This window comes from Amorphus suaedae (assembly GCF_053629675.1).
This window is the reverse complement of sequence record NZ_JBRJIT010000001.1, coordinates 2268915-2295204: the sequence shown is the minus strand read 5'-3', so window position 1 is coordinate 2295204 and position 26290 is coordinate 2268915. Positions and strand designations below refer to the sequence as shown.

The following is a 26290-nucleotide window of genomic DNA, read 5'->3' as shown; positions in this document are numbered from 1 at the left end:
ATGTAAGCGCTTGCATTTCATCTCTGCAAGCGCTTACACTACCCGAAAGCGACACAAGTCGCAGCAAAAGGGGAAACGAATGAGGAGACTGGGCACGATCGGCCTGTCGCTGGCCCTCGCAAGCTTTCTCGTCTTCTTCGGAAACGTCGCGCTCGGTGCTGCCCGCATGGACAGGTTCCTCGCGGACGTCCCGGAAATGCTGACCCTTTTCGCATCCGCCCTGTTCTTCGTGATCGGCATCCTCGCCCGCGAAGCGGAGGCGGCACAAGAAAACCAGCAAGGGAGGACTGAGACATGACCGACACGCGCGCACGCGACGAACTCGCCTCCGCCGAGCGGCGGAACTTCATGAAGCTCGCCGGTGCCGGGGCCTTCACGGCCGCCGTCGTCGCAGGGGCGGCCGGTACGCTGTGGTCCTCGGAGGCGGCCGCCCAGACGGCCAGGGAAGAGGCGAGCCGGGAGAAGGCCGCCGATCACGTCATGATCATCGCGACCGCCTACGTGCTGACGGCGGACCGCAGCTATCCGATCATGCAGCTCGACTTCAAGGAGAACATCCAGAACGCCACCAACGGCAAGGTCTACGTGAAGCTTGCGCCCGGCGGCCAGCTCGGCGCCGGCGGTGCGCTGGTGCAGAAGGTGCAGGGCGGGACCATCCAGGCGGCGCAGCATTCGCTGTCCAATTTCGCGCCGTTCGCGCCCGTGGTCGACCTGATCAACCTTCCCTACCTGTGCGGCTCGAACCAGCGTTTCGTGAACATGGTCCATTCGGACCACTGGAAGTCGACGGTCAATCCGCTGATCGAGGCGAAGGGGTTCAAGGCGCTCTACTACGTCGTCATCGATCCGCGCGTGGTCGCGATCCGCAAGGGTGGCAACGGGCCGGTGAAGACGCCCGCCGACCTGTCCGGGGTGAAGTTCCGCGTCCCCGGATCGGAAATGCTGCAGCAGTACTACCGGATGGTCGGGGCCAATCCGACCCCGATCGCCTGGGGCGAGACGCCGTCGGCGATCAAGCAGGGTGTGGCGGACGCGCTCGATCCGTCGGTGGGCGCCCTCTACGTGTTCGGCTTCAAGGACATCCTCTCCTACGTCACCTTCACCCAGGCGGTGCCGGACAGCCAGGTCTTCTCCTGCAATCTGGAATGGTACAACGGCCTGCCGGCCGACGTGCGCGAGGGCATCGACTTCGCCTCGGAGATCACCGCCGGGCAGAACCTGGCCAAGGTGCCTGCGGCGCGCAACTACGCCATGGCGGAACTGCGCGCCTCAGGCGTCGAGTTCTACTCGCCGACCGAGGCCGAGATGGCCGAATGGGTGGATGCCGGCGGCTATCAGCGCAGCGAGTGGGACAAGTTCAAGACCGAGCTCGCGGGGTCGATGGATGCCTTCGACAAGCTCGCCGAGGCGGCCGGGACCCGGGGCCGCTACCACGTCCACGACGCCTGACCGGTTGCGCCGGGCGCCCGATAGGGCCGCCGTTCGGATCGCAATCCGAACGGTTCGGCTCCGGTCCGCCCGGCCTGGAACGTCGACCCGATCCGACCCGATCTGCGCGCCAGTGCGCCGGAGGCCGTCATGCTGACCCTGCTCGACAAGAACGCGGAACGATGGGCGCTGCTCGTCTTCTACACCCTGCTCGTGATGACCATGGCGGTGGAGGTGATCCGCCGCGAGGTGTTCGCCTATTCGTCGATCTGGGGAGAGGAGGTGGTCCGCTATGCCTTCATCTACCTGGCGTGGATCGGCGCTGCGGCGGCGGTGCGCGAACGCGCCCACATCCGCATCGACGTGATCTTCAACTACGTCCCGCCGCGCGCGAAGGCGGCACTCTACATCTTCGGCGACCTGGTCATGCTGGTCATCGCCGTGCTCGCCTTCCGCTGGTCCATGGACGTGGTGTCGGTGTCGTGGAAGTTCGGCTCGGTCAGCCACGGCTTGCGCGTCTCCATGGTCTGGTTCCTGGCGGCCGTCCCCATCGGATTCGGGCTGATGATGTTCCGCATCGTCCAGTCGATCGCCCGTGACATCGCCGACCTTCGAGCGGGACGCCCCGTCTACGAAGGCGCGCGTCTGTTCGATTGAGGCGCGGCCATGCTCGCAATGCTTCAACAGCAGGAAGCCGTGGCGATCGGCTGGGACTTCTACGGCCCCGTCCTGCTTTTCGTCGCGATGATCGCCCTCGGCGTTCCCATCTGGGCGGCGATCGGCGCCGGCGCGGTGGCCATGCTGGTCGTGTCCGAAGTGCTGCCGATGGCGCTGCTCGGCGAGAGCCTTTTCGACGGCATCGACCATTTCGCGCTGACGGCAGTGCCGCTGTTCATCCTCACCGGCGATGTGCTGGTCCGAACAGGGCTATCGCGAAAATTCCTGGACGTCGCCGAAGCGCTGACATGCTGGGCCAAGGGAGGCTTCGGCTCGGCCACCGTGCTCGTCTGCGGCATGTTCTCGGCGATCTCCGGTTCCGATGCGGCGGGTGCGGCCGCCGTCGGCCGGATGACTATCGCCCGGCTGGTCGAGAGCGGCTATCCGCGTCCCTATGCCTGCGCGCTCGTCGCCGCCGGCGCCTGCACGGGCATCCTGATCCCGCCGTCCATCGCCTACATCGTCATCGGTCTGGTGCTCGGCATCTCGGCCTCGACGCTGTTCCAGGCGGCGCTGATCCCCGGGATCCTGATCCTCGGCTCGATCCTGGTCACCAACATCGTGGTCAACTGGCGGCACGCCTACGAAGGCGGCGGCGCGATCACCTTCGGAGAATGGGCGCGCAACCTAGGTGGTGCGGTGCGGCGCGGTTGGTACGCCTTCCTGGTGCCCGGCATCATCTTCTGGGGGATCTTTTCCGGCCGGTTGACGCCCACCGAGGCGGGTGCCACCGCGGTGATCATCACCATCGCCATCGGCTTCATCATCGGCACGCTGAAGTTCTCCGATTTCCCGGCGATGATGGTGTCGTCGGCGAAGGTGAACGGCGTCATCCTGCCGATCATCGCCTTCTCGCTGCCGCTCGCCCAGACGATGGCGGCCCTCGGCGTGCCGCAGGGGTTCGTGGAGTCCGTCACCTCCCTCACCGAGAACCCCTACCTCCTGATCCTGCTGATGATCTTCATTCTGATCGCGGCCGGCTGCGTGATGGAGACGACGCCCAACATCGTCATCCTGGCGCCGATCCTGAAGCCGCTCGCCGACAATATCGGCATGAACGAGATCCAGTTCTGCATCATGATGATCACCGCCCTGGGGGTGGGGTTCATCACCCCTCCGCTCGGACTGAACCTCTTCGTCGTCTCCGGTCTCACCGGCGAATCCATCCTGAAGATCGCGGTGCGCGCCGTGCCGTTCGTGTTCTTCATGATGATCGTCGTGCTGATGATCGCCTACTGGCCCGCGCTCTCCACCGTGCTTCTCCCCGACGTGTACAAGTGAGGACTCCATGACCATCCAGTATCTCAAGAAGGCCGAAAGGACCTCCACCGACGACGCCGGGGACGTGCGGGCGACGGTGCAGAAGATCCTCGACGCGATCGAGGCGGGCGGGGATGACGCGGCGAGGCGCTACGCCGCCGAGTTCGACCGATACGAGGGCGACATCGTGGTCGGGCGGGCGGAGATCGAGGACGCGGCGTCGAAGGTGTCCCAGAAGCTGAAGGACGACATCCGCTACGCCCACGACAACATCCGCCGGTTCGCCGAGGCCCAGAAGGCGACGATCGTCGACATGGAGTTCGAGATCGAGCCGGGCCTCATCGCCGGCCAGAAGGCGATCCCGTGCCAGGCGGCGGGCTGCTACGCGCCCGGCGGCCGATATGCCCACATCGCTTCGGCGCTGATGACGGTGACGACGGCCAAGGTCGCCGGTTGCGGACACATCGCCGCCTGCTCGCCGCCGCGGCCCGGGGTCGGCATCCATCCGGCCATCATCTACACCGCCGACCTGTGCGGCGCCGACCGCATCCTGGCACTCGGCGGCGTGCAGGGGGTGGCCGCCATGGCGTTCGGCTTGTTCGGCCTGCCGAAGGCCGACATCCTCGTCGGGCCGGGCAACCAGTTCGTCGCCGAGGCCAAGCGCATCCTGTTCGGGCGCGTCGGCATCGACATGTTTGCCGGGCCCACCGACAGCCTGGTCATCGCCGACGATGACGCCGATCCGGAGATTGCTGCCGTCGATCTCGTGGGTCAGGCCGAGCATGGCTACAACTCGCCGGTCTGGCTGGTGACCACGTCGCGTTCGCTGGCTGAACGGGTGATGGCGCGGGTGCCGGAACTGATCGCCGATCTGCCCGAGCTGAACGCCAAGAACGCCGAGGCCGCCTGGCGCGACTACGCCGAGGTGATCCTGTGCGGCGACCGCGAGGAGATGGCCCGCGTTGCCGACGACATTGCGCCCGAGCACCTCTCGGTCCAGGCGGCCGACCTCGACTGGTGGCTCGGCCGCCTGCAGTGCTACGGCTCGCTCTTCCTGGGCGAGGAGACGACCGTCGCCTATGGCGACAAGGCGGCCGGTACCAACCACGTGCTGCCGACGTCGGGGGCCGCGCGCTACACCGGCGGCCTGTCGGTCCACAAGTACATGAAGCTTGTCACCTGGCAGCGCGCGACCGCCGAAGGCGCCAAGCGGGTCGCCGAGGCGACGGCGCGCATCTCCCGGCTCGAAGGCATGGAGGGCCACGCGCGCAGCGCCGACATCCGGCTCGCCAAGTACTTTCCGGGTGAGAATTTCGATCTCAGCGCGGCGGAGGGATGACGATGGACGACCGCTTCTCCGTTGCCGGCCGGGTGGCCTGCGTGACCGGCGCAAGCGGCGGCATCGGCCGGGCGCTCGCCTCGGCGCTCGCCGTGTCCGGCGCGCGGGTGGTCGGGGTGGCGCGGCGCGCCGAGGCACTGGAGGACTGGCGCCGGGAGACCGACGGCGAGACGGCGGCGATCGCCGCCGACCTGTCGGACTACGAGGGCCTCGAGGCGGTCGCCGAACAGATCTCGCAGCCGTTCGGGCCGCCGGACATCCTCGTCAATGCCGCGGGCCTCAACGCCCGCCAGCCGGCCGACGAGGTGACGGTCGAGGCGTGGCGCGCGACCATCGACCTCAACCTCGCCACGCCCTTCTTCCTGGCGAAGGCGTTGGTGCCGCCGATGAAGACCAGGGGCTGGGGCCGGATTCTCAACATCGCCTCGCTGCAGACGACCCGCGCCTTTCCGGGCGGGCTCGCCTACGGCGCGTCGAAGGGGGGCGTCGGACAGCTCACCCGGGCGATGGCCGAGGCCTGGTCGCGCCACGGCATCACCGCCAACGCGCTGGCGCCCGGCTTCTTTCCGACCGAGCTGACCACGGCGGTGTTCGCCGACCCCGTGCGCACCGCCCGCAACGCCGAGCAGACCTGCATCGGCCGCAACGGCGTGCTGGAAGACCTGGTCGGACCGGCGCTGTTCCTCTGTTCCGACGCCTCGGCCTACGTCACCGGCCAAATCCTGAACGTGGACGGGGGGTTCACCGCCAAATGAAGGCCCTCGTCTACACCGGCGCAAGAACGCTCGATTTCCGCGACGTTGCCGAGCCCGTGCCGGCGGATGGCGATGCGCTCGTCACCGTCGCCCATATGGGCATCTGCGGGTCCGACATGCATGCCTGGGCGGGGCACGACGAGCGTCGGCCGGCCCCGCTGATCCTCGGTCACGAGGCCGCCGGCGTCACCGCGGACGGGATGCGCGTGACGGTCAATCCGCTGGTCACCTGCGGGGTCTGTCGCGACTGCCGCGACGGTCGCGAGAACCTGTGCGCAAGGCGCCAGATCATCTCGATGCCGCCGCGCGAAGGCGCGTTCGCCGAGCGCCTGGCGATGCCGCAGGGCAATCTTGTCGAGGTGCCCGCCCATGTGCCGACCGAGGTTGCGGCGCTGACCGAACCGCTCGCCTGCGGCTGGCACGCGGTCCGGCTCGCGCAGGAGCGGATGGCGGGGCCGCTGGAAGAAGCCCGCTGCCTGGTGCTTGGCGGCGGCGCCATCGGGCTCGGCGCGGCACTGGCGCTCTGGGCGCAGGGCGCGCGGGAGATCCACATCGCCGAACCCAGCGCGGCGCGCCGTGCGGTGATCGTCGTGGCGGGCGACTTTCACGTCTTCGATCCGTCCGCCGATCGCGGACCGGAGGGCGTGGATCTGGTGATCGACGGGGTCGGTTTCGAGGCGACCCGCGCGGCCGCCTGCCGGGCGGTGCGGCCGGGCGGGGTGATCGCGCACATCGGCCTGGGATCCGCCGAAGGCGGTCTCGACGTGCGACGCATGACGCTGCAGGAGATCACCGTCTTCGGCACCTACACCTACACGATGGCCGATTTCCGCGAGACGGCGGCGGCGATCTTCGACGGGCGTCTCGGCGCGCTGGACTGGATCGAGACGCGGCCGCTGTCGGAAGGCGCCCGGGCGTTCGACGACATCGCCGCCGGCCGCGTCGCCGCGCCCAAACTCGTTCTCGTCCCCTGAGGTCTGCCGGGGGAGGGCGTGTTCACGTCCCGGCGGTGATGTCGGCGACGTCCACGTCCACCGACATCGTCTCGAAATCCTCCGCGGCGCCTTCGAAGCTTCCGACCACCGGCATGGCCTGCCGGATGTCGCGGGCAACGGCGACCGGGATCAGGTTCGCCCCGCCGACGCCGAGATTGGTGGGATCAAAGGTGATCCAGCCGGCCCCGGGCACGTAGACTTCGGCCCAGGCATGGGTCGAGCCCGCGCCCTGGGAGCCGGTGAGGTCGTTGCCCGAGGTGCACAGGTAGCCGGAGACGATGCGCGCGCCGAAGCCCAGGCTTCGCACCGCCTCCACGAGGAGCACCGCGAAGTCGCGGCAGGAGCCGGCCCCGCGCTCGAGCGTGCGGAGGGGCGGCTGGGTGCCTTCGTCCTCGCGGACCTCGTAGCGGATCTGGGCCGCGATGCCGGCGTTCATGTCCTTGAGGAGGGAGAGGGTGTCGGTGGGGTAGCCGGCGACGAAGCCCTGCGCCCAACGGGCGAGCTGCCCTTGCGGATCGTCGTACTGGCAGGCGGAGAGCTGGCCGAGGTCCTTCCACTCGTCGTCGGAGTAGCGGAAGGGAAAGCTGATGGCCGACGCCGCGATGTCGAAGATGGGCCAGGCGATCGCAGAGAGTTCGAGTTCCGTCGTGCATTCTATGGTAAGATTGGCCGTCAGATCCCCGAAGGTCGCCGTCGCGACGGCATTGCCATAGACGTCGTGTGCCCAGGTGATCGACGCCGGCGGGCTGATCACGAGGTCGTTCCGGATGAGCTTCAGGTCCCGGCTTTCACGTGGACGCAGCATCAGGCGATGCGCACCCAGCCTGACCGGGCGGCGATAGCCATAGCTCGTTTTGTGAACAATCCTGAGCGTTGTCATGGCAAGCTCCAAGCGGCTTCCGGTTGCTGGATCTGCAACGCAGATCGTTCGTTCGCGACGGATGCGATCCTGTAGTCTAACGATCTGCTAACGAGAGGGTTCGCATCGTGTCAGAGCATTCCAAGCGCCGCCAGGAGGCGGATGCCGCTTTCAAGAAGGTGCAGAAGGGCGGCGGCAAGGCGTCGTCGGAGGCCCGGCCGGCGTATGAGACCAGTGCTGAGGACGCGCGCACGAATTCCGCGCGGCTCAAGGAATTGCGTCTCGCCCGGGACGAGGCCGCCGCGAAGGACAAGCGGTCCGCGAAGGACTGATCGCGAGGCGATCTGCCGAACCGCCTGCTCTGCCCATTGTCCCGCTCCTGCGAGGGGACTGCATCGTCGCCGAGCGTTTCTTGCCGATCGTGAAACACACGGCCTCCATCCGTGAAATAACTCAAACGGCGCCGACCCTAAATTATTTGCAGGTTTTTCTGTATTTATATCGTTATCCGGTGTAGATTGATAATCATACCGTGATTTCGGAAGTACTTTCTCCCGTCTGAAGCGATAGAGGTGTCCACCGACCTGCGTTGGGCGGCGGCACGTCTTTTCGATTCACGCGATTTTGCGGCCGGCTGTCCTCAGCTCATCGATATCGCGGCTTCACCAAGCGCCGGGAGCGATTGCTCAGGTCATCAGACCTGGGTGGAAGTGCTTTCGCCGCGTAGCGCCAAACCGGAGCGCAGGCGCTTCGCCGTCGCCTTCTGCAGACGATCGAGACCGCGTGTGCCGTTCCACGGCAGCCCGTTTCTGCGCGTCCAGATGCGCGCCGGTGTCCGCTTCCGGCCGTTGACGCCGCTGGCCCTGTCTTGGCCGGCGGCCGGTCGCCCCAAGAAACCAACAATAAGCATCAACCCAGAAGGAACCTCCATATGTCCGCACCGACCGACACGAAGCCCTCGATGTCCAAGCGCTGGGAAGCGTATCAGCCGACGAAAACCGTCATGCTCTGGGGCTGCATCGCCTGTGTCGCCGCCACTCTTGTGATCGGCTTCACCTGGGGCGGGTGGGTCACCGGCGCCAAGGCGCGCGATGCCAGCGAGGCCTCCGCCGAGGCGGCGCGCAGCAAGCTGGTCGCGGAGATCTGCGTCGCGCGGTTCAACGCCGCCGACAACTCCTCGGAGCGCCTGACCGAACTGAACGCCATCACCAGCTCCTACAAGCGGCGCGAATACGTCGAGGAAGGCGGCTGGGCGACGATGCCCGGTGAAACGTCGGCGACCCGCAACGGGGCCGACGCGTGTGCCGATGCGCTGACCGCGTAAGGCAAGCTCGGCTCACCTGGGCCCAACCGAAGCCGCCAGAGGATCCGTTCCTCCGGCGGCTTCGTCGTCTGTGGGGCTGCGGGAGCAGCCAGGCACCGAGGTCAGGCGCTCCGGTGATCAGGCAGCGCGCCGGGGCTGGCTCGACAGGAGCCGACGGGTTTGCTCGTGGCGGACGGTCGATCCCAAGTCCGCGACCTCGAACCGGTCGACCATGTGTCCGTCGTGCATGACGACGATCTCGTCTGAAATCCAGCGCACCACTTCGATGTCGTGACCGATGAAGGCCATCGCGAAGCCGCGCTCGGCCTGAAGCCGCCGCAGCAGCGCGAGGATCTGCACCTGGACGGTCATGTCCAGGGCGGAGACGACTTCGTCACAGACAAGGATCCGCGGCTCGCAGAGGAGCGCCCGCGCGATGCAGACGCGCTGGCGCTGGCCGCCCGACAACTGGTGGGGATAGCGGCTGGCCAGCGATGGCTCCAGCCCGACCTCCTCCAGCGCCGCTTCGATGCGCGCCGCGGCCTGATCGGCGAGGCCGGCCAGCACCAGCGGCTCGCCCAGCAGGCGGCGCACGGTCAGCCGGGGATTGAGCGCGCCGTGGGGGTTCTGGAACACGAACTGGATCGGACGGCGCAGCGCGCGCGGCAGATGCGGTGCGTCCGGCGTCAGGGTGCGGTCGAGCAGCCGGATCGATCCGGTGGCGGGCGGTCGCAGCCCGCAGAGGGCGGCGGCGAGCGTACTCTTCCCCGATCCGGATTGGCCGAGGATGCCGAGTGTCCTGCCCTCGTGGAGGGCGACCTGAACGTCGTGCACGGCCCGGGTGGACCGGCCGAACAGTCCCCTGCCGGGATAGTCGACGGACAGGCCGACGGTGGCAGCAAGGCAAGCCGCGCCGCGCATGCTGACCGGAGCCGCCGACCCATGGAGCGTGTCGCGCGCCGCAACCAGCTCCTTTGTGTAGGGGTGATGCGGCCGCGACAGCACCTCGTCGGCCGCACCGATCTCGACCAGGTTGCCCCGGTGCATGACGGCGACCTTGTGGGCAAGCGCGCCGGCAACCGACAGGTCGTGAGTAATGAACAGCATGGCCATCCGCCGCCGCTCCTGAAGGGTGGCGAGAAGGGCGATGATCTCCACCGCGATGGTGGCGTCGAGGGCGCTTGTCGGCTCGTCGGCAATCAGCAGATCGGGCTCGCCGGCCAGCGCCATGGCGATCATGACGCGCTGCTGCTGACCACCGGAGATCTCGTGGGGATAGCGGGTGATGATGGCGGGCGCGCGCAGTTCGACCTCTTCCAGCAGGTCGGCGACGCGCCGCCTGCGCATGGCGGCGTCGCGCATGCCGGCGCGCACCAGCGCCTCGTCGATCTGGTGGCCCACGCGCATGAACGGATTGAGGCAGGCCATCGGATCCTGAAACACGACGCCGATCCGCCGCCCGCGCAGCGCCCGCATGCCGGACTCGTCGCCGAGCGGCAGCGGAGCGCCCTCGAACAGGATCCGGGCGTCGGGGCCGTAGTTCACGCCGCGCGGCAGCAGGCCCAGAATCGCAAGCGCCGTCATCGACTTGCCTGATCCGGACTCGCCGATCAGGGCAAGCGTGCGGCCGGCCTCGAGAGGGAAGGAGACACCGTTGAGGATCGCGGTGTCGGCGGTCGCGACGCGCAGGTTGCGGACGTCTAGAAGCGGCGTGCCGGTCATCGCGAAATCCTCGGGTCGACGGTGCGGTGGACGATGTCGATGAGCGCGTTGACGACCACCAGCCCGACGGCCGCGACCGTGATCGCCGCCTGCACGACGGGGTAGTCGCGGCCGTGGATGGCGTTGAGCATGAGGCTCCCGAGCCCTGGAAGCCCGAACAGGATCTCCATGGTCAGCGTGCCGGCGACGAGGCCGGCGAGCACCAGTCCCGACATGGCGAGTGCGACCGGCAAGGCGGTCGGCAGCAGGTGGAAGAACGCGATGCGCCACGGCCCGAGGCCCTTGGCTCGTGCGGTCCGCACATGGGCGGAGGTCGCCGCCTCGCGCAGTTCCTCGAACAGCGGCTTGCCGATCTGTCCGGCATTGTCCATGCCGATGATGATCACCGGCATGAGCAGGCCGCCGAGCACCGGCAGCCAGCCGAGCCAGATGGAGAAGATCAGGATGGCGATCACGCCGACACAGAAGGTGGGCAGCGCGATCGACCAGACATTGACGAGATTGACGAGGCTGGAGAGCCAGCGGCTCCCGGTCATGGTGGCAGCAACCGCGAGTCCGACCGCCAGCGCCAGCCCGAAGACGAACGAGAAGACCGCCAGCTTCAGGGTCGAGGGCAGCGCCGTGGCCAGCATGCCCGACACGGGCCGGTGGTAGCGCAGCGAGGTGCCGAAATCGCCCCGGACGGCATTGCCGGCCCAGTCGACGAACTGGGTTGTGAGCGAGCGGTCGAGGCCGAGTTCGGAGCGCACCGCGCTCTCCTGCGCGCTGCTCAGGCCACCTTCGAGGGCCAAGCGGTCGACGGCATCGCCGGGGACCACGCGGCAGAGCAGGAACACGAGAACGATGATGCCCGCCGCCTGCAGCACCATGCGCGCGAGGCTGACGCCGAGCCCCAGGAGACGCGCGGTCACGATGCGACCTCCGCGGTCGCTCGCTTCACGCGGCGCAGGGGATCGAGGTGAGCGCGCAGGGCATCGCCGACCAGGAGCAGGCTCACGGTCAGCGCAATCAGGGCGATCACCGGGGCGAGGATCGCGTGGGGCGCGATCTCCAGATAGCGGCTGGCGTCCGACACCATGCGGCCCCAGGTGGGTGCATCGGGCGAGGCGCCGAGACCGAGGAAGCTCAACACCGACTCCGTCACGATGCAGCGCGGCAGGACGATCGCCGTCTGGGTGATCAGCCCTCCCATGACGTTGGGCAGGATGTGGAGGGCGAGGACGTGCAGCCTGCCGCCGCCGAACAGGCCGGCGGCGCGCACATAGTCCTGGGCCGCCTCGCGCTTGTAGGCGGCGCGGGCGATATAGGCGAAATGGGGCGCATAGGAGAGGCCGAGGGCCAGCAGCACTGGCCCGGTTCCGGCGCCGATGGCGACGATCAGCAACAGGGCCAGCAGGATGCCCGGCATGGCACGGACGATGTCGATGGCGCCGAAGACGATCGCTTCGGGAATCCGCCCGAGCGCCAGCGCGGTCAGGCCGCAGCAAGCCCCCATGACGAAGGCTACCAGCGTGCCGCCGAGACCGACGAGAAGCGTGGTGCGCCCACCCATCAGGAGCCGGGAGAAGACGTCGCGTCCGAGATGGTCGGTGCCGAGGAGATGGGTCGCGCTCGGCGCCTTGTTCAGGTTCAGGAGATCCTGGGCCAGCGGATCGTAGGGGGCGATCAGCGGCGCGAAGATGGCCGCCAGCACGATGACGAGGACGATTGCGCCGCCGATGAGCGCCCCGGGGGAAATTACCCCCGGGGTGTGTCGTCGTGCGCCCGCATCCCGCTTCCGCTCGGTCGAAGCGGGCATGGCGATGACGTCGGGCCGAAGGGATCCGAGGTCATGGTGGCCGGATGCGAGCGCCATGACCGTCAGTCCTGCCGGAGCCAGGTCTGGGCGACGCCGCCGGTCGCCCAGTTGGGCGACCAGGTGAAGCCCGGCTCGTAGCCCTGCACCGCCTCGCGCATGGCGATGGTGTTGGCGGCGTGGCCGAGCACGACCGTGTAGTAGTTGCCCATCACCCGCTCCCAGGCGGCGAGATAGAGCGCCTTGCGCTTGTTCTCGTTGGTCTCCGCCACCGCCTGCTTGATGAGTGCGTCGAGTTCGGGATCCTGGACGCCGCCCCACAGGACCGGGTTCGGGCCGTCGCTCATCAGTCGGACGAAGCGGAGGAAGATGTCGGCGCGCGGCCCCGAGGCCATGGTGTTCATGTCCCAGTCGTACTGGCTGAGACGGTTCTGAGCGCCGAGGTCATCGAGGGCGACGTGGTTCACCTTGAAGCCGAGCTGGCGCACCATCTGCACGATGACCTGCGGATAGTTCTCCTGCCAGGACACGAACTCGATGGTCACGTCTTCCGGCGTGACGCCGACCTCGGCGAGCATCGCCTTCGCCTTGTCGAGATGCGGGGCGGCGTGCTTGTCGGCGTCGTGGAGCGCCTGGTCGAAGTAGACATGGCCGGGCATGACCATCTGGTTGGTGACCACGCCGTCGTCGCCGGCCAGGAAGTTCATGAAGGCCTGCTTGTCGACCGCGTACATGATCGCCTCGCGGACGCGGGGATCGTCGAACGGCGGGCGCGGCTTGCGATTGTTGAAGGACACGAAGTACCAGGTGGAGTCCTTCAGCGTGCTCACTCGGATGTCGCCGCTCTTGGCAAGCTGGGTCGCCTCGTCGCGGGCGACGCTGGCGATGTCGAGCTCGCCGGCGCGCATTGCGCCGGACTTGTCCAGGTCCTCGCGCAGATTGGCCTCGACGGCCTCGAGATAGGGCATGCCGCCGCGCCAGTAGTCCTTGTGGGCCGGGGCGTAGAGCCGGACTTGCGGCTGCCATTCGCCGAACGAGAACGGACCGGTGCCGATCGGGGTGGTGATGGTCTCTTCCCAGCCCGGCGACTTCGGCGACAGGATCCAGAGCTCCGAGAGAAGGTTTGTCAGCGGCGCGTAAGGCTCGGTCATCCGGATGACGACCGTGCGGCCGTCAGTAGCTTCCACTCCGTCGACGAGCTTCATGGCGGAGGCGAGCCAGCCGCCCTTCACGTTGGAGCGGACGCGCTCGACATTGGCGACCACATCGTCGGCAGTTAGCGTGTCGCCGTTGTGGAATTTGACCTCCTCACGCAGCGTGAAGGTGTAGGCCATGCCGTCGTCGGAAACCTCGAAGCCTTCCGCCAGGAACGGTTCGACGCGGCCATCCGGCCCGATGGAGGTCAGCGCCTCGGCATAAAGCTGCTGCACGGCGATCGAGCCGGTGTGGCGGTGCGGATCGGAGGTGTCCAGGCCGAGCGTCGCGTAGCGCAGCACGCCGCCACGGGTGACGTCCTGTGCATGAAGCGAGATCGGAAGGGTTGCGACCAGCGCGGTGGTGGCGACGCCCAGCATCAGCTGGCGACGGGTGAGCGAAGGGGATTTCATGTTTCAGATCTCCGGCGTCTGGGAGGGGAAAGCGGCTTGCAGGGCACGCCCGTCGAGGTCCTCGGGGGGAAGGCCGAGATGGGCGAGAAAGGTGGGGGCGAGGTCGACGGCCGAGGTCGGCGCGTCGCGACGCGCGCCGGGCGTGAATCCGCGGCCGGACAGCATGAGGACGGGGGACTGTTCGCGGATTGCGAGACCGCCATGCTGGCCGCAGCCGGTGCGGTCGGTCTTGCCCGGCCCGGGCATGACCGCAGCGCTCACGCCCGGCACGCCGAATGCGTTTGCGGCGTCGCTCGCCGCCATGGACAGCGCGATCGTGGGGCCGGCCTCGGGGTCCTGACCGACGTCGGCAAGTGCCGCGCCCCGGATCACAGCGCCAGCCCACGGCTGTGCGTCGAGGTGCGCGGCGATCGCGTCGCTCCGTCGCGCATGGTCGGGGTGCACGTAGATAAGGGCAGCGGTCCCGTTGGGCGCCACCACGACGTCGTCGGATGCGAACGAGGCCTTGAGCTTGGCGTCGACGAGGGATCCGGCGACGTCGATGGTCTCGGTGACCGTCTGGTGGCCGTGGTCGGAGCCCACCGACAGCAGGATGTTCTCACCGGCGGCGATGCGGGCGTCGACCGCGTCGATGACGGTGCCGGCAAGCGCGTCGACCTCGCGGATGAGTTCCAGATGCTCCGGCGAGCCGAGTGGCAGCGCATGCTGCGAGGTGTCGGGCTCGGAGAGCCAGAGGAGCGCGAACGCCGCGCCACCGGCCACCGCCTCGTCGAGGAAGCGGCGGGTCATTTCCCGGTCGCCGTCGATGCCGAGCGTGATCGACAGCGCATCCTGCTCCGGCACCGGGATGCGGCCGGGCCCGAAGGATCCGGCGCGGTGATAGACGTGGCCGTGCCCGTCGGGGTCGTGGGCGTAGGCTGCCCCCGGCGAGACATTGTTGAAGATGATCGCACCGCCATGGGGCGCCACACGTTCGGCCAGTGTCGGCATGGCGAGCGAACAGCCGGTCACGCTGCGCTTGTGCTGCAGGAACTCCGGCTTGCCGGCGTCGTGCAGGACGAGCCGACCGTTTTCCATCAGAGCCATCGCGTTGCCCTGCAGCCCGTTGCGGGCCGGATGGCAGCCGGTGGCGAAGGCCGCCGACACGACACGGGTGGCCGACGGGAACACCGACCGGTGGGCATCGAAAGCGGTTGCCCGTGCCGCGAACCGGCAGAGGTTGGGCGTGATCTCCGGGCGCACGAAGTCGCGCCTGAGGCCGTCCAGCATGATCGCGATGACGCGGGCCATGGCCTCAATCCGTCCCGTTGATGGCGAAGTCGAAGATATCGAAGTTGCGCAGGGCCCCCTGGGCGCGGGAGCGGTAGGCGGCGTTGAGCGGGCGCGACAGGATGAACGGCACCCGCTGCTCGGAAAGGCCGCCATGGGATCGCAGCCTTGTACCGGCGAGCTGTGACAGATCGTGGTCGGCCGCCCGGGCGCCGAGCGCCACGCCAGTTGCGCCGATGACGACGATGTCGGCCTCGCGGTCCGCCGGCAGCTCGAAGCGCGCACAGGCCTCGTCTCTGGCAAGCGCCAGGTCGACACCCTCTATGGCCGCGATGTGTGCCAGCACCGCCTCGGCATCGAGGCCGGCGTCGAGGAGGTGCACCCGGACGAACCCGCCGAGCGCGCCGTGGTGGCGGACAAAAGGATCGGTGATCGGGCAGATGACGCGGGTGCGGCCTTCGCCGAAGCGCGCGTCCAGCGCGTCGCCGAGATAGACGACGTTGGGGCTGCCGTCGGCGGTCGCCATGTCCGTCATGCCATGGTCGGCGACGATCCCGACGGTTGCGCCGAGTTCCGCCAGCCGGCCGAGCCGCGCGTCGACCTCGGCCATGAAGGCGTTGGCATCCGGGGTGCCGGGGGCGTGGCTGTGCTGGACGAGGTCGGAAAGCGACAGGTAGAGGAGGTCGGGCGATCGCTCTTCGAGAAGCCGGACGCCGGCGTCCAGTACGAAGAGGGAGAGGTCCGGCTGGTACTGGCCTGGGGTCGGGCGGCCGACCAGACGGGTCGCATCCTCGATGCCGTTGCGTTCCAGCGTCGCCAGATGCGCCTTCTCGGCGGAAAACGCGATCCCGTCCATGTCCTTCGCCAGGGCCTTGAGGAGCTTGTCCTTGGCGGTGACAGCCGCGACCTCGGCCCCGGCAAGCGAGAAGCCGGAGAGGATCGTCGGCGCCACCATGCCGGCGTCGTCCAGCATCATCACCTCGTTGCCGGACGCGACATCGAGGAAGTAATTGCCGGAGATGCCGTGGACGCTCGGCGGGGCGCCGCAGACGATCGACACGTTGTTCGGATTGGTGAAGGTCGGCATCGCCGCGAGCGCCTCGCCGGCGAAGCCGTCGTGCACCATGCGGTCCATGTTCGGCACGACGCCGTCGCGGCGGGCAGCCTCGACGTAGTCCGGATCACATCCGTCGTAACAGATCACGACCACCGGCCGCTGCGGCCAGCGGTAGCTGCGGCCGTTGACATCGACCGTCCGGTCGTCGGTGGCCATCGGCCGGAGATGTGCGACGGACATCCTTGCTCCCTGTTATCAAAGCGCCATGGGCGTGCTGTATGATAATAAAATCATGCGTTTAGGGCGTGTATTCAATGTAGTTCCATTATGTTTATCCGAGGATTTCGATCAAACGAAATAAAGTCGGACATATGTGAGGGGTACTCACATGACAAAACGACGACTACCGCCAATGAAATCTATGATGGCGCTGGAAAGTGTTGTCAGGATCGGGAGCGTTTCGGGCGCGGCGGATGATCTATCCGTGACTCACGGGGCGGTGAGTAAGCAGATCACGCTTCTGGAAGAGTGGATGGGGCGCCCGCTCTTTGCGGAAAAGCGTCGCGGCATGATCCCCAATGCCACTGGCGAACGGCTGGCCGCAGCGATGGCGGAGGCGTGCCGGATCCTCGCCACCGCCCTTGATGAGATCGCGGCGGAGGACGGTGCGGCCGAGCTGAACGTGGTTGCTCCTGCGACCTTCGCCATGCGCTGGCTGATTCCGCGGCTGCCGTCGTTCCAGGCGGCGGGGCAGGGCGTGCGCGTGCGCGTGCGGCCGACCCACACGACGGAAAACTGGGACGCGCTCGATTGCGACGTCATGATCCGTCGGGGACGGGCCCTGTCGCCGCGGTTCGGGCCGCGCCCGATCTTTGTTGAGGAACTGGGGCTGGTGATGGCGCCGGGGCTGGCGGGTGCGTCAACGCCGGGCGCGCTGCCGCTGGTGTCGGCCGAGACGCGCGCCGGCGAACTGGACCGCTGGTTCGCCCATGCGACGGGCACGCGCGCGGCGCCCGAGGCGATCGCCTTCCCGCACTTCTACATCGCGCTGGAGGCGGCTCTGTCCGGCATCGGCGCGCTGGTCGCACCGCTGTTTCTGGTGGAGGAACTGCTGCGTGCCGGCCAACTGGTGGAGCCGTGGCCGAACCGGCGGGTCGCCGGCGCGACGTATAGCGTCGGGATCAATCCCGAAGGAGGCAACCTCACCGCCGCCCGGCAGGTCGCCGACTGGCTCTGCAAGTCCGCCGGCGACTGCGCCGGCCCGAGGGCAGCCGGCCACGGCGACCTGAACAGCGTGCCGGCAGGCCTTGGCGCGGCGACGCACGCGCCGCCGCGCTAGAGCCTTTTCCGATCAGGTGGAAATGCCTTTTTGAGCAGGAAATAGCCGCAGAATCATGGAGTTACTGGCTCCCATGTCCGCTTCTGCTACCGGTCCGACGTCTCCCAGCGCGGGTTGATCCACGGCTCGGCGTTGTCGGCGGCGAGCGGCGCCTTGCCGAGGATCATGTCCGAGGCCTTCTCACCGACCATGATCGACGGGCCGTTGAGGTTGCCGTTGGTGATGCGCGGGAAGATGGAGGAATCGACCACCCGCAGCGCCTCGACGCCGATCACCCGGCATTCCGGGTCGACGACGGCCATCGGGTCGCTCGCCTTCCCCATCCTGGCGGTGCCGCACGGATGGTAGGCGCTCTCCGCGTGCTCGCAGATGAACGCGTCGATCTCCTCGTCGGTCTGGCAGTCCGCGCCCGGCTGGATCTCCTTGCCGCGATAGGGCTCGAAGGCGGGCTGGGAGAAGATCTCGCGGGTCAGCCGGATGCAGTGGCGGAAATCGATCCAGTCCTGCTCGGTGGACATGTAGTTGAAGAAGATGCGCGGCGCGTCCGCCGGATCGGCGCTCTTCAGCGTGACCTCGCCGCGCGACGGCGAGCGCATCGGCCCGACATGGGCCTGATAGCCGTGCCCTTCGGCGGCCGCCTTGCCGTCGTAGCGCACCGCGATCGGCAAGAAATGGTACTGGATGTCGGGATACTCGACGCCGGGCTTCGACCGCAGGAAGGCGGCGCTCTCGAATTGGTTGGAGGCACCGAGGCCGGTCTTGAAGAACAGCCATTCGGCCCCGGCGAGTGCCTTCCCGAACAGATTCCAGTGCTTGTACAGGGTGATCGGCTGGGTGCAGGCCTGCTGGACGTAGACCTCCAGGTGATCCTGCAGGTTCTTGCCGACGCCGGCCCGGTCGGCGACCACGTCGATGCCGTGCTCGGCAAGGTGGGCGGCCGGACCTATGCCCGACAGCATCAGCAGCTTCGGCGTGTTGATGGATGAGGCGGCGAGAATCACCTCGCGCCGCGCCCTGACGATCTCGACCTTGCCGCCGCGCTCGATCTCGACGCCGACGGCGCGGCCGTTCTCGATGACGACCCGGCGTGCCAGGCAGCGGACCATGTCGAGGTTGGAGCGCTTCAGCGCGGGCTTCAGGTAGGCGTTTGCGGTCGACCAGCGGCGGCCCTTCCAGACCGTCTGCTCCATCGGACCGAAGCCTTCCTGCTTCTCTCCGTTGTAGTCGGGGGTGAGTTCGAAACCGGCCTGCTCGCCGGCCTTCACGAAGGCGTGGAACAGCGGGTTCTTCCGGGAACCACGGGTGACATGCATCGGCCCAGACCGGCCGCGCCAGTCGGGATCGCCGCCGTGGCCGCCGTCGTGCCAGTGCTCCATGCGCTTGTAGTAGGGAAGCACGTCGGCATAGGACCAGCCGGTGGCGCCGCTCTCCGCCCAGTGGTCGAAGTCGCGGGCGTGGCCGCGCACGTAGACCATGCCGTTGATCGACGACGAACCGCCGACCACCTTGCCGCGCGGCGTGACCAGCCGGCGCCCGCCGAGCCCGGGCTCCGGCTCCGAGGCGAAGCCCCAGTCGTAACGGTTCATGTTCATGGGGTAGGAAAGCGCCGCCGGCATCTGGATGAACGGGCCGGCATCGGTGCCGCCGTATTCCAGCACGAGCACGCTGTGCTTGCCGTCCTCCGACAGGCGTGCGGCCAGGGCCGAACCGGCCGAGCCGGACCCGACGATCACAAAATCCGCTTCGCTCATATCATTCTCTACGGAAAGCCGGACGGATCGCCCGGCACCGCCTCCTTATCGTTTCAGTAGGGGCTCTCGACGGGACCGAGGCCCACGTGAATGGTCTTGAGCTGCGAGTAGAATTCCATCGCGGCGCGGCCGTTTTCGCGGCCGAGACCGGACTTCTTGACGCCGCCGAAGGGCGCCTCGACCGGGGTCAGGTTGTAGGTGTTGATCCAGCAGATGCCGGCATCGAGCGCCCCGGCGACCCGGTGGCCCCGTGTGAGGTCGCTGGTGAACACGCCGGCGGCCAGCCCGAACTGGGTGCCATTGGCGCGGGCGATGCCCTCCTCCTCGGTCTCGAAGGTGAGCACCGACATCACCGGCCCGAAGATTTCCTCGCGGGCGATGGTCATCTGGTCGGTGACGTCGGAGAATACCGTCGGCTCCACGTAGGCGCCGGCATCGAACGCGCCGCCCGACGGCACGCCGCCGCCGTAGGAGAGCGTCGCGCCTTCGCTGCGGCCCTTCTCGACGTACCCCAGCACCTTCTCGCGCTGGGCCTCGGACACCAGCGGGCCCATCTGGGTCTCGGGATCCAGCGGATCGCCAATGCGGATCGACCGTGTCCGCTCGACCAGCCGCTCGATGAAGCGATCCTTGATGCCCGACTGGACGAAGACGCGGGTCCCGTTGGAGCAGATCTGGCCGGTGGAATAGAAGTTGCCCAGCATGGCGCCGCCGATCGCATCCTCCAGATCGGCGTCGTCGAAGATCAGGATCGGCGACTTGCCGCCAAGCTCCATGGTGACGTGGCGCATGCCGGCCGCCGCCGCCGCGTAGACCCGCGCGCCGGTCGGCACCGAGCCGGTGAGCGACACCTTGGCGGTCAGCGGATGGGTCGACAGGGCCGCCCCCACCTCGCCGAAGCCCTGGACGACGTTGAACAGGCCCGCCGGCGCGCCCGCCTCCATGAAGATCTCGGCGAGCTTGAGCGCGCACAGCGGCGTCATCTCGGACGGCTTGAACACCATCGAATTGCCGCAGGCGAGCGCCGGCGCCGCCTTCCAGCAGGCGATCTGGGTCGGATAGTTCCACGCGCCGATGCCGACGCAGACGCCGAGCGGCTCGCGCACGGTGTAGGCGAAGTCGGTGCCCAGCGGCACGCTCTCGCCGGCGATCGAGGCCGCCATGGAGGCGAACCATTCGAGCGAATCGGCGCCCGAGGTCGCGTCGGCGACCAGCGTCTCCTGGATCGCCTTGGAGGTGTCGAGGGTTTCCAGCTCCGACAGCGCCTCGTTGCGCTCGCGGATGATGTCGGCGGTCCGGCGCAGGATGCGAGACCGCTCGACGGGCATCATCGCCGCCCATTCGCTCTGTGCGCGGACGGCCGACGTCATCGCCTTCTCGATCACCGCGGGCGTCGCGGCGTGCAGTCTGGCGATGGTCTCGCCGGTGGCGGCATAGATGCTGTCGAAGGGCTTGCCCTCGGCATCCTCCAGGTAGGCGCCGTCGACGAAATGGCTGGCGGTGGGTTGAGCGCGCATCGTGTCAGTCTCCTCGCGGCCAGCGCTGGGAGGCTTCCAGCACGTTCAGGTCCATGTGATTGCGCATGTAGCGCTCGGACGCCTTCTTCAGGGGTTGGAAGTCCCACGGATAGTAGGCGCCGTTGCGCAGCGCGGCGTAGACGACATGGCGCCGGGCCTGGCTTTCGCGGACCTCGGCGTCATAGGCGTCCATGTCCCAGAGCTCGCGCACCTGCGCCGCCATCCGCGCCGCGATGTCCGCGTATGCCGGATCGTCGGCCAGGTTCCGGAGCTCGCTGGGATCGGCGTCGAGATCGAACAGCAGCGGCGGATCGACCTCGCAGTGGACGTATTTGAAGGCGCCCTCGCGCAGCGCGACCAGCGGTGCGATCGATGCCTCGGCGGCATATTCGATGCGAACCGGATGCTTTCGCGGGCTGCCCGTCGCGATCGGAACCAGGCTCTCGCCGTCGGTCCAGGGCGTCACCTCGCCCAGATCGATCCCGACGAGGTCGGCGATGGTCGGCGAGACGTCCATGGTCGAGACCGGCGTGTCGATCCGCCCCGGCGCCATCTGCGGCGCGGCGACCATCAGCGGGACCCGGGACGATCCGTCGAAGAAGCTCATCTTGAACCACAGTCCGCGCTCGCCGAGCATGTCGCCGTGGTCCGACACGAACAGGATGATGGTGTCCTGCGTCTGGTCGGTGCCCTCCAGCGCCTCCAGGATCTCGCCGATCTTGTCGTCGAGGTAGGAGATATTGGCGAAATAGGCGCGACGCGACCGGCGGATGTCCGTGTCGGTGATGGTGAAGCTGCGCCAGTCGTTGGCATCGAAGATGCGCTTGGAATGGGCGTCGTGCTTCTCGTAGTCGATGGCCGGCACTGTCGGGTCCAAGTGTTCGCAGCCCTCGTAGAGGTCCCAGTACTTCTTGCGCGCCACGTACGGGTCGTGGGGGTGCGTGAACGAGACGGTCAGCAGCCAGGGGCGCGGATCGGCGCGCCGTCCGAGATCGTAGATCTTGCGGACCGACTCGTAGGCCACCTCGTCGTCGTACTCGAGCTGGTTGGAGATCTCGCCGATGCCGGAGCCGGTCACCGAGCCCATGTTGTGGTACCACCAGTCGATGCGCTCGCCGGGCTTGCGGTAGTCCGGGGTCCAGCCGAAATCGGCGGGATAGACGTCGGTCGTCAGCCGCTCCTCGAAGCCGTGGAGCTGGTCCGGGCCGACGAAGTGCATCTTCCCCGAAAGGGTCGTCTGATAGCCGGCGATCCGCAGATGGTGGGCGAAGGTCGGAATGTCGGAGGCGAACTCGGCGGCGTTGTCGTAGACGCGGGTGCGTCGCGGCAGCTGGCCCGACATGAAGCTCGCGCGGCCCGGCGCGCACAGCGGCGAGCCGGTGTAGGCGTTGGCGAAGCGGGTGGATCTCGCCGCGAGCGCCTTGAGGTTCGGTGCATGGAGGAAGTCGGCCGGACCGTCCGGAAAGAACGGACCGGCGAGCTGATCCACCATCAGGATGAGAACGTTCGGTTTGGCTGTCATCCGACGGTCTCCTGTGGGGTGGTGACAAGGCAGGCGAGGCTGAGGTCGAGATAGTCGACGACCATGGCAGCCGCCTGGGCGGGGTCGACGGTGTGCACGCGAAGCGCCGCGCGGATGTAGAAGCCGTCGATCATGGCGGCGAGGCCCTTGGCGATGCGCCGTGCATCGTCCTCCGGCGCCAGTTCGACGAGGGCCGAGACCAGGTTGCTGTCCAGTCTCCGCTGGTAGACGGCCAGCAGTCGTGCCGCCTCCGCCGAGCGCTGGGCCATCACGTAGAAGACCAGCCATGCCGCGATGACGGCGGGCTCGAACTGCCCCGGCTCGAAGCAGGCCTCGATGACCGCATGCAGACGCTCGCGCGGGGTATCGCAGCTCTGGTATCCCTCGCGCACCAGCGCGCCGAAGTCGTCGAGGATGCGCCGCATCGCGGCGAGAAGGATGTCGTCCTTCGATCCGAAGTAGTGATGGGCGAGGGCCGAGGAAACGCCCGCGCGCCGGGCGATTCCGGCGACCGTCACGTCGAGGGAGCCCACGGCTCCGACCTCCGCGATCGCTGCTAGCACGAGGGCGTCCTTGCGGACCGCCTGTATCCCAACCTTTGGCATCCGACTCCGTCTTCGGGCGCTCGTGCCCATTGTTGGCGCGGGGTTGCGCGAACCAAGGCCGTTTACATCTGTGTCAATATGATGTTGATTGACTGATCAATCAAGAAAGACCGTCCAGCCGGTGGACAAACCAACCGGTAAGGCGAGGAAACCCATTTCTCGGCGCCCGTGTTTGATGGGTGCCGCCACCAGAACGGGAGAATACTCATATGATTCGTACCTTTGGCTCGATTTGCGCGATTGCTCTCGCGACGTCGCCAATGCTCGCCGGGGCTGCCTACGCCCAGGCCAAATGCGATTCCGTTACGATGTCCGATGTTGGCTGGACCGACATCACGACCACGACCGCGACGACGAAGCACCTTCTCCAAGGTCTCGGCTACGACGTTGACGTGAAGGTGCTGTCGGTGCCGGTGACGTTCGCGTCGCTGAAGAGCGACGACGTCGACGTGTTCCTCGGCAACTGGATGCCGGCGCAGACGCAGGCCATCACGCCGTACCTCGATTCTGGCGAGATCGAGAGCGTCCACGAGAATCTGCAGGGCACCAAGTATACGCTGGCCGTGCCGACCTATCTCTACGACAAGGGCCTGAAGACCTACGCCGACATCGCCAAGTTCCGCGACGAGCTCGACGGCAAGATCTACGGCATCGAGCCCGGCAACGAGGGCAATGCCTACCTCGTCTCGCTCGTCGACAAGAACAAGTTCGACCTGAAGGGCTTCGAGGTGGTCGAGAGCTCCGAGCAGGGCATGCTCGCCATGGTCGGCCGCAAGTACAAGAAGGATGAAGCCATCGTCTTCCTCGGCTGGGAGCCCCACCCGATGAACGCGAACTATTCCCTCAAGTATCTCACCGGCGGCGAGGACTTCTTCGGCGGCGAGGGCGTGGTCAACACGGTAACCCGCAAGGGCTTCGTCGAGGAATGCCCGAACGTGGGCAAGCTCCTCAAGAACCTCACGTTCACGCTGCCCATGGAAAACAAGATCATGGGCGAGATCCTGGACGACGGCGCCAATCCCGACGACGCGACCGCCAAGTGGCTGAAGGCCAACCCCGACGTGCTGTCGGGCTGGCTCGAGGGCGTGACCACGGTCGACGGCAAGCCGGGTCTGCCGGCGGTCAAGGAATCCCTCGGCCTCTAGAGCCGCCTTTCCGGTCGGTCGGCTGTGCCGGTCGACCGGGTTTCCGGCAGCTTCAAGAGCACGTCTCGTCGTCCGGATCGCTTCGCTCCGAACGGCCGTGTTCACGGCATTCATGAGAATCTCCCGCCCGGACCTTCCGGGCGGGACCTCGGGCTCTCCCGCAAGGGAGCGGTCCGACGGTGCGTCCGGAAGCTGCCTCAGATGCGATGAATTGGTTTACCCTGACTGATCGGGTCTCCTCGGCCTGATCGGGACACGTATCCAGCAGAAGCGGAGGGGCTCGCGCGTGGACTTCCTGACCGAGTACAAGATCCCGGTGGGCCATTGGGCATCCGAGATGTTCGATTGGCTGCAGGCGAACGGAGCCTGGTTCTTCGACGGCCTCGCCCAGATCATGACCCGCCTCATCGACGGGTTCCTGTGGGTCCTGCAGACCCCGCCCGAACTGGTCGTGGTGGCCTTCTTCGCGCTCCTGGCGTGGTGGCTCCAGAAGAGCTGGAAGATGGCGCTCTTCGTCGTCCTCGGCTTTCTCTTCATCATCAACCAGGGCTACTGGAAAGAGACGACCGAGAGCCTGACGCTCGTCGTGTCCGCCTGCCTGGTCTGCATGGCCATCGGCGTTCCGGTAGGCATCGCCACGGCGCACCGGCCCAACCTCTACCGGGTGCTGCAGCCGGTCCTCGACCTGATGCAGACGCTGCCCACCTTCGTCTACCTCATTCCGGCCATCGTCTTCTTCGGGATCGGCATGGTCCCGGGGCTGCTGGCGACCGTCGTCTTCGTGCTGCCCGCACCGATCCGCCTGACCCACCTGGGCGTCTCGTCGACCCCGATGCCGCTGCTCGAGGCCGCCGATTCCTTCGGCGCCACCGGATGGCAGAAGCTCACCAAGGTCGAGCTTCCCTACGCCCTGCCGCAGATCATGGCGGGCCTGAACCAGGCCATCATGCTGTCGCTGTCGATGGTCGTCGTCGCCGCGCTCGTCGGCGCCAACGGACTTGGCGTTCCGGTCGTCCGCGCACTCAACTCGGTCAACACGGCTCTCGGTTTCGAGAGTGGCTTCATCATCGTGGTCGTGGCGATCATGCTCGACCGCGTGCTTCGCATCCGGGGGCGTCGCTCATGAGCACCAATGATATGACCGAATCCACCGACGCCGCCGCGCCCACCGAAGGCGACCGCCAGAACGCGGTGATCTTCGAAGACGTCAACATCGTCTTCGGCGACAAGCCCGAGCTGGCCCTGCCTCTGATGGACGAGAACAAGAGTCGCGCCGACATCCAAGCGGAGACCGGCCAGGTTCTGGGCGTCCACAACTGCTCGCTGACCGTCGCCGAGGGCGAGATCCTCGTGCTGATGGGGCTGTCGGGTTCCGGCAAGTCGACGCTGCTGCGCGCGGTCAACTGCCTCAATCCCGTCGTCCGCGGGCGCGTGCTGGTCAACGACCACGGCACGATGATCGATGTGACCAAGGCGGACGCGAAGACGCTGCGTCGGGTGCGGCTGTCGTGCGTGGCCATGGTGTTCCAGCAGTTCGGCCTGCTGCCGTGGCGCAACGTGCTCGACAATGTCGGCCTCGGCCTCGAATTCGCGGGCATGCCGCGCGAGGAGCGTGAGGAGAAGTGCCGCCACCAGCTCGAACTGGTCGGGCTCTCGGACTGGGGTGATCGTCTCGTCGGAGAGCTCTCCGGCGGCATGCAGCAGCGTGTCGGCCTGTCCCGGGCGTTCGCGACCGAGGCGCCGATTCTGTTGATGGACGAGCCGTTCTCGGCGCTGGATCCGCTGATCCGCAACAGGCTGCAAGACGAGCTTCTTGAACTCCAGCGCAACCTCAAGCGCACGATCATCTTCGTCAGCCACGATCTCGACGAAGCGTTCAAGATCGGCGACCGGATCGCCATCATGGAAGGCGGGCGCATCGTCCAGTGCGGCACGCCGCCGGAGATCATCCGCAAGCCGGCCAACGCCTACGTCGCCGACTTCGTCGCCCACATGAACCCTCTCGGTGTGCTGCGGGCGAGCGACGTGATGGCCGATGGAGAGGCGCCGGCCGGCTCCGACGACATCCACGCCGACACCAAGCTGCAGGACGTGATGGAGCCCTTGAACGAAGGTCGCGTCCTCAACGTCACGTCCGAGGAAGGCGAACATCTCGGGGTGATCCGGCCGAAGGAGATCGTCTCGGCGCTCACGCCGCGCGAACGGCCGCAGACGTCGGAGTGAACCGTCGCGCGGCCGTCTGACTGCCGGCCGCTCGGATTCATTCAATGGGCGCGCGGCATCGATTGCCGCGCGCGCTCAGCGG

Annotated in this window: 24 protein-coding genes; 13 read left to right on the top strand and 11 right to left on the bottom strand. The window is 67.4% G+C overall.

What is annotated here, in order from left to right:
- Positions 1-79 precede the first annotated feature (79 nt).
- From AB7M35_RS10305 to AB7M35_RS10275, 7 genes are all read left to right on the top strand, one after another.
- The gene (locus AB7M35_RS10305) at positions 80-298 is read left to right on the top strand and encodes a hypothetical protein (protein WP_453959448.1); all 219 of its coding nucleotides are present in this window, start codon (positions 80-82) and stop codon (positions 296-298) included.
- Positions 295-1449: a TRAP transporter substrate-binding protein gene (locus tag AB7M35_RS10300; protein ID WP_453959446.1), complete on the top strand. Its 1155-nt coding sequence runs from the start codon at positions 295-297 to the stop codon at positions 1447-1449. Before AB7M35_RS10305 ends, AB7M35_RS10300 begins: the two co-directional genes overlap by 4 nt.
- Before the next feature lie 129 nt (positions 1450-1578).
- On the top strand, positions 1579-2085 hold the full coding sequence (locus AB7M35_RS10295; protein WP_453959444.1) for a TRAP transporter small permease: 507 nt from the start codon (positions 1579-1581) through the stop codon (positions 2083-2085).
- A gap of 9 nt (positions 2086-2094) precedes the next feature.
- A complete protein-coding gene (locus tag AB7M35_RS10290) occupies positions 2095-3426 on the top strand; it encodes a TRAP transporter large permease (protein ID WP_453959442.1) in 1332 nt (443 codons plus the stop codon).
- 7 nt (positions 3427-3433) lie between these two features.
- Positions 3434-4744 carry a histidinol dehydrogenase gene (hisD, locus tag AB7M35_RS10285; protein ID WP_453959441.1) on the top strand — a complete coding sequence of 437 codons (1311 nt, stop codon included), beginning with the start codon at positions 3434-3436 and terminating at the stop codon, positions 4742-4744.
- Entirely contained in the window at positions 4741-5499 is a 759-nt protein-coding gene (locus AB7M35_RS10280; protein WP_453959440.1) for an SDR family NAD(P)-dependent oxidoreductase, read from the top strand. Before hisD ends, AB7M35_RS10280 begins: the two co-directional genes overlap by 4 nt.
- The gene (locus tag AB7M35_RS10275) at positions 5496-6473 is read left to right on the top strand and encodes a zinc-dependent alcohol dehydrogenase (protein ID WP_453959438.1); all 978 of its coding nucleotides are present in this window, start codon (positions 5496-5498) and stop codon (positions 6471-6473) included. The genes AB7M35_RS10280 and AB7M35_RS10275 overlap by 4 nt, the downstream gene beginning before the upstream one ends.
- Before the next feature lie 22 nt (positions 6474-6495).
- Here AB7M35_RS10275 and AB7M35_RS10270 read toward each other — a convergent pair whose 3' ends face one another.
- A complete protein-coding gene (locus AB7M35_RS10270) occupies positions 6496-7374 on the bottom strand; it encodes a transglutaminase family protein (RefSeq protein ID WP_453959437.1) in 879 nt (292 codons plus the stop codon).
- A gap of 107 nt (positions 7375-7481) precedes the next feature.
- Here AB7M35_RS10270 and AB7M35_RS10265 point away from each other — a divergent pair, with 107 nt between their 5' ends.
- Positions 7482-7685 (top strand): hypothetical protein, encoded by a 204-nt coding sequence (locus AB7M35_RS10265; protein ID WP_453959435.1) that lies wholly within the window; start codon positions 7482-7484, stop codon positions 7683-7685.
- A gap of 599 nt (positions 7686-8284) precedes the next feature.
- A complete protein-coding gene (locus AB7M35_RS10260) occupies positions 8285-8677 on the top strand; it encodes a hypothetical protein (protein ID WP_453959433.1) in 393 nt (130 codons plus the stop codon).
- Between the two features lie 117 nt (positions 8678-8794).
- Here the strand turns inward: AB7M35_RS10260 and AB7M35_RS10255 are convergent, their stop codons facing one another.
- From AB7M35_RS10255 to phnA, 6 genes are read right to left on the bottom strand one after another with little or no spacing between them, the layout of a single operon-like run.
- Positions 8795-10378, bottom strand: a complete 1584-nt coding sequence (locus AB7M35_RS10255; RefSeq protein WP_453959431.1) for a dipeptide ABC transporter ATP-binding protein — start codon at positions 10376-10378, stop codon at positions 8795-8797.
- Entirely contained in the window at positions 10375-11289 is a 915-nt protein-coding gene (locus AB7M35_RS10250; RefSeq protein WP_453959429.1) for an ABC transporter permease, read from the bottom strand. The genes AB7M35_RS10255 and AB7M35_RS10250 overlap by 4 nt, the downstream gene beginning before the upstream one ends.
- Positions 11286-12233, bottom strand: a complete 948-nt coding sequence (locus AB7M35_RS10245; protein WP_453959428.1) for an ABC transporter permease — start codon at positions 12231-12233, stop codon at positions 11286-11288. Before AB7M35_RS10245 ends, AB7M35_RS10250 begins: the two co-directional genes overlap by 4 nt.
- A gap of 5 nt (positions 12234-12238) precedes the next feature.
- Complete coding sequence (locus AB7M35_RS10240; RefSeq protein WP_453959426.1) at positions 12239-13780, bottom strand: ABC transporter substrate-binding protein; 1542 nt, start codon at positions 13778-13780, stop codon at positions 12239-12241.
- A 3-nt stretch (positions 13781-13783) separates the two neighbouring features.
- Positions 13784-15070, bottom strand: a complete 1287-nt coding sequence (locus tag AB7M35_RS10235) for an alkaline phosphatase family protein (protein WP_453959424.1) — start codon at positions 15068-15070, stop codon at positions 13784-13786.
- A 4-nt stretch (positions 15071-15074) separates the two neighbouring features.
- Positions 15075-16346 (bottom strand): phosphonoacetate hydrolase, encoded by a 1272-nt coding sequence (gene phnA, locus AB7M35_RS10230; RefSeq protein ID WP_453959422.1) that lies wholly within the window; start codon positions 16344-16346, stop codon positions 15075-15077.
- Positions 16347-16530: 184 nt separating this feature from the next.
- Between phnA and AB7M35_RS10225 the strand changes: the two genes are divergently transcribed.
- Positions 16531-17445: a LysR substrate-binding domain-containing protein gene (locus tag AB7M35_RS10225; protein ID WP_453959420.1), complete on the top strand. Its 915-nt coding sequence runs from the start codon at positions 16531-16533 to the stop codon at positions 17443-17445.
- Positions 17446-17531: 86 nt separating this feature from the next.
- On the opposite strand, the gene betA is transcribed toward AB7M35_RS10225, so the two are convergent.
- The 4 genes from betA to betI are packed head-to-tail and all read right to left on the bottom strand — an operon-like array spanning position 17532 to position 22798.
- Complete coding sequence (gene betA / locus AB7M35_RS10220) at positions 17532-19196, bottom strand: choline dehydrogenase (RefSeq protein ID WP_453959419.1); 1665 nt, start codon at positions 19194-19196, stop codon at positions 17532-17534.
- A gap of 53 nt (positions 19197-19249) precedes the next feature.
- Positions 19250-20713, bottom strand: a complete 1464-nt coding sequence (gene betB, locus AB7M35_RS10215) for a betaine-aldehyde dehydrogenase (protein WP_453959417.1) — start codon at positions 20711-20713, stop codon at positions 19250-19252.
- A gap of 4 nt (positions 20714-20717) precedes the next feature.
- Positions 20718-22235, bottom strand: a complete 1518-nt coding sequence (gene betC / locus AB7M35_RS10210) for a choline-sulfatase (RefSeq protein ID WP_453959415.1) — start codon at positions 22233-22235, stop codon at positions 20718-20720.
- Positions 22232-22798: a choline-binding transcriptional repressor BetI gene (betI, locus tag AB7M35_RS10205; protein WP_453959413.1), complete on the bottom strand. Its 567-nt coding sequence runs from the start codon at positions 22796-22798 to the stop codon at positions 22232-22234. The genes betC and betI overlap by 4 nt, the downstream gene beginning before the upstream one ends.
- Before the next feature lie 251 nt (positions 22799-23049).
- Between betI and choX the strand changes: the two genes are divergently transcribed.
- The 3 genes from choX (at position 23050) to choV (ending at position 26208) form a co-directional block, all read left to right on the top strand.
- On the top strand, positions 23050-23985 hold the full coding sequence (choX, locus tag AB7M35_RS10200) for a choline ABC transporter substrate-binding protein (protein WP_453959411.1): 936 nt from the start codon (positions 23050-23052) through the stop codon (positions 23983-23985).
- Positions 23986-24271: 286 nt separating this feature from the next.
- Entirely contained in the window at positions 24272-25111 is an 840-nt protein-coding gene (choW, locus tag AB7M35_RS10195; protein WP_453959409.1) for a choline ABC transporter permease subunit, read from the top strand.
- 11 nt (positions 25112-25122) lie between these two features.
- Complete coding sequence (gene choV / locus AB7M35_RS10190; RefSeq protein ID WP_453960696.1) at positions 25123-26208, top strand: choline ABC transporter ATP-binding protein; 1086 nt, start codon at positions 25123-25125, stop codon at positions 26206-26208.
- The last annotated feature ends 82 nt before the right edge of the window (positions 26209-26290 follow it).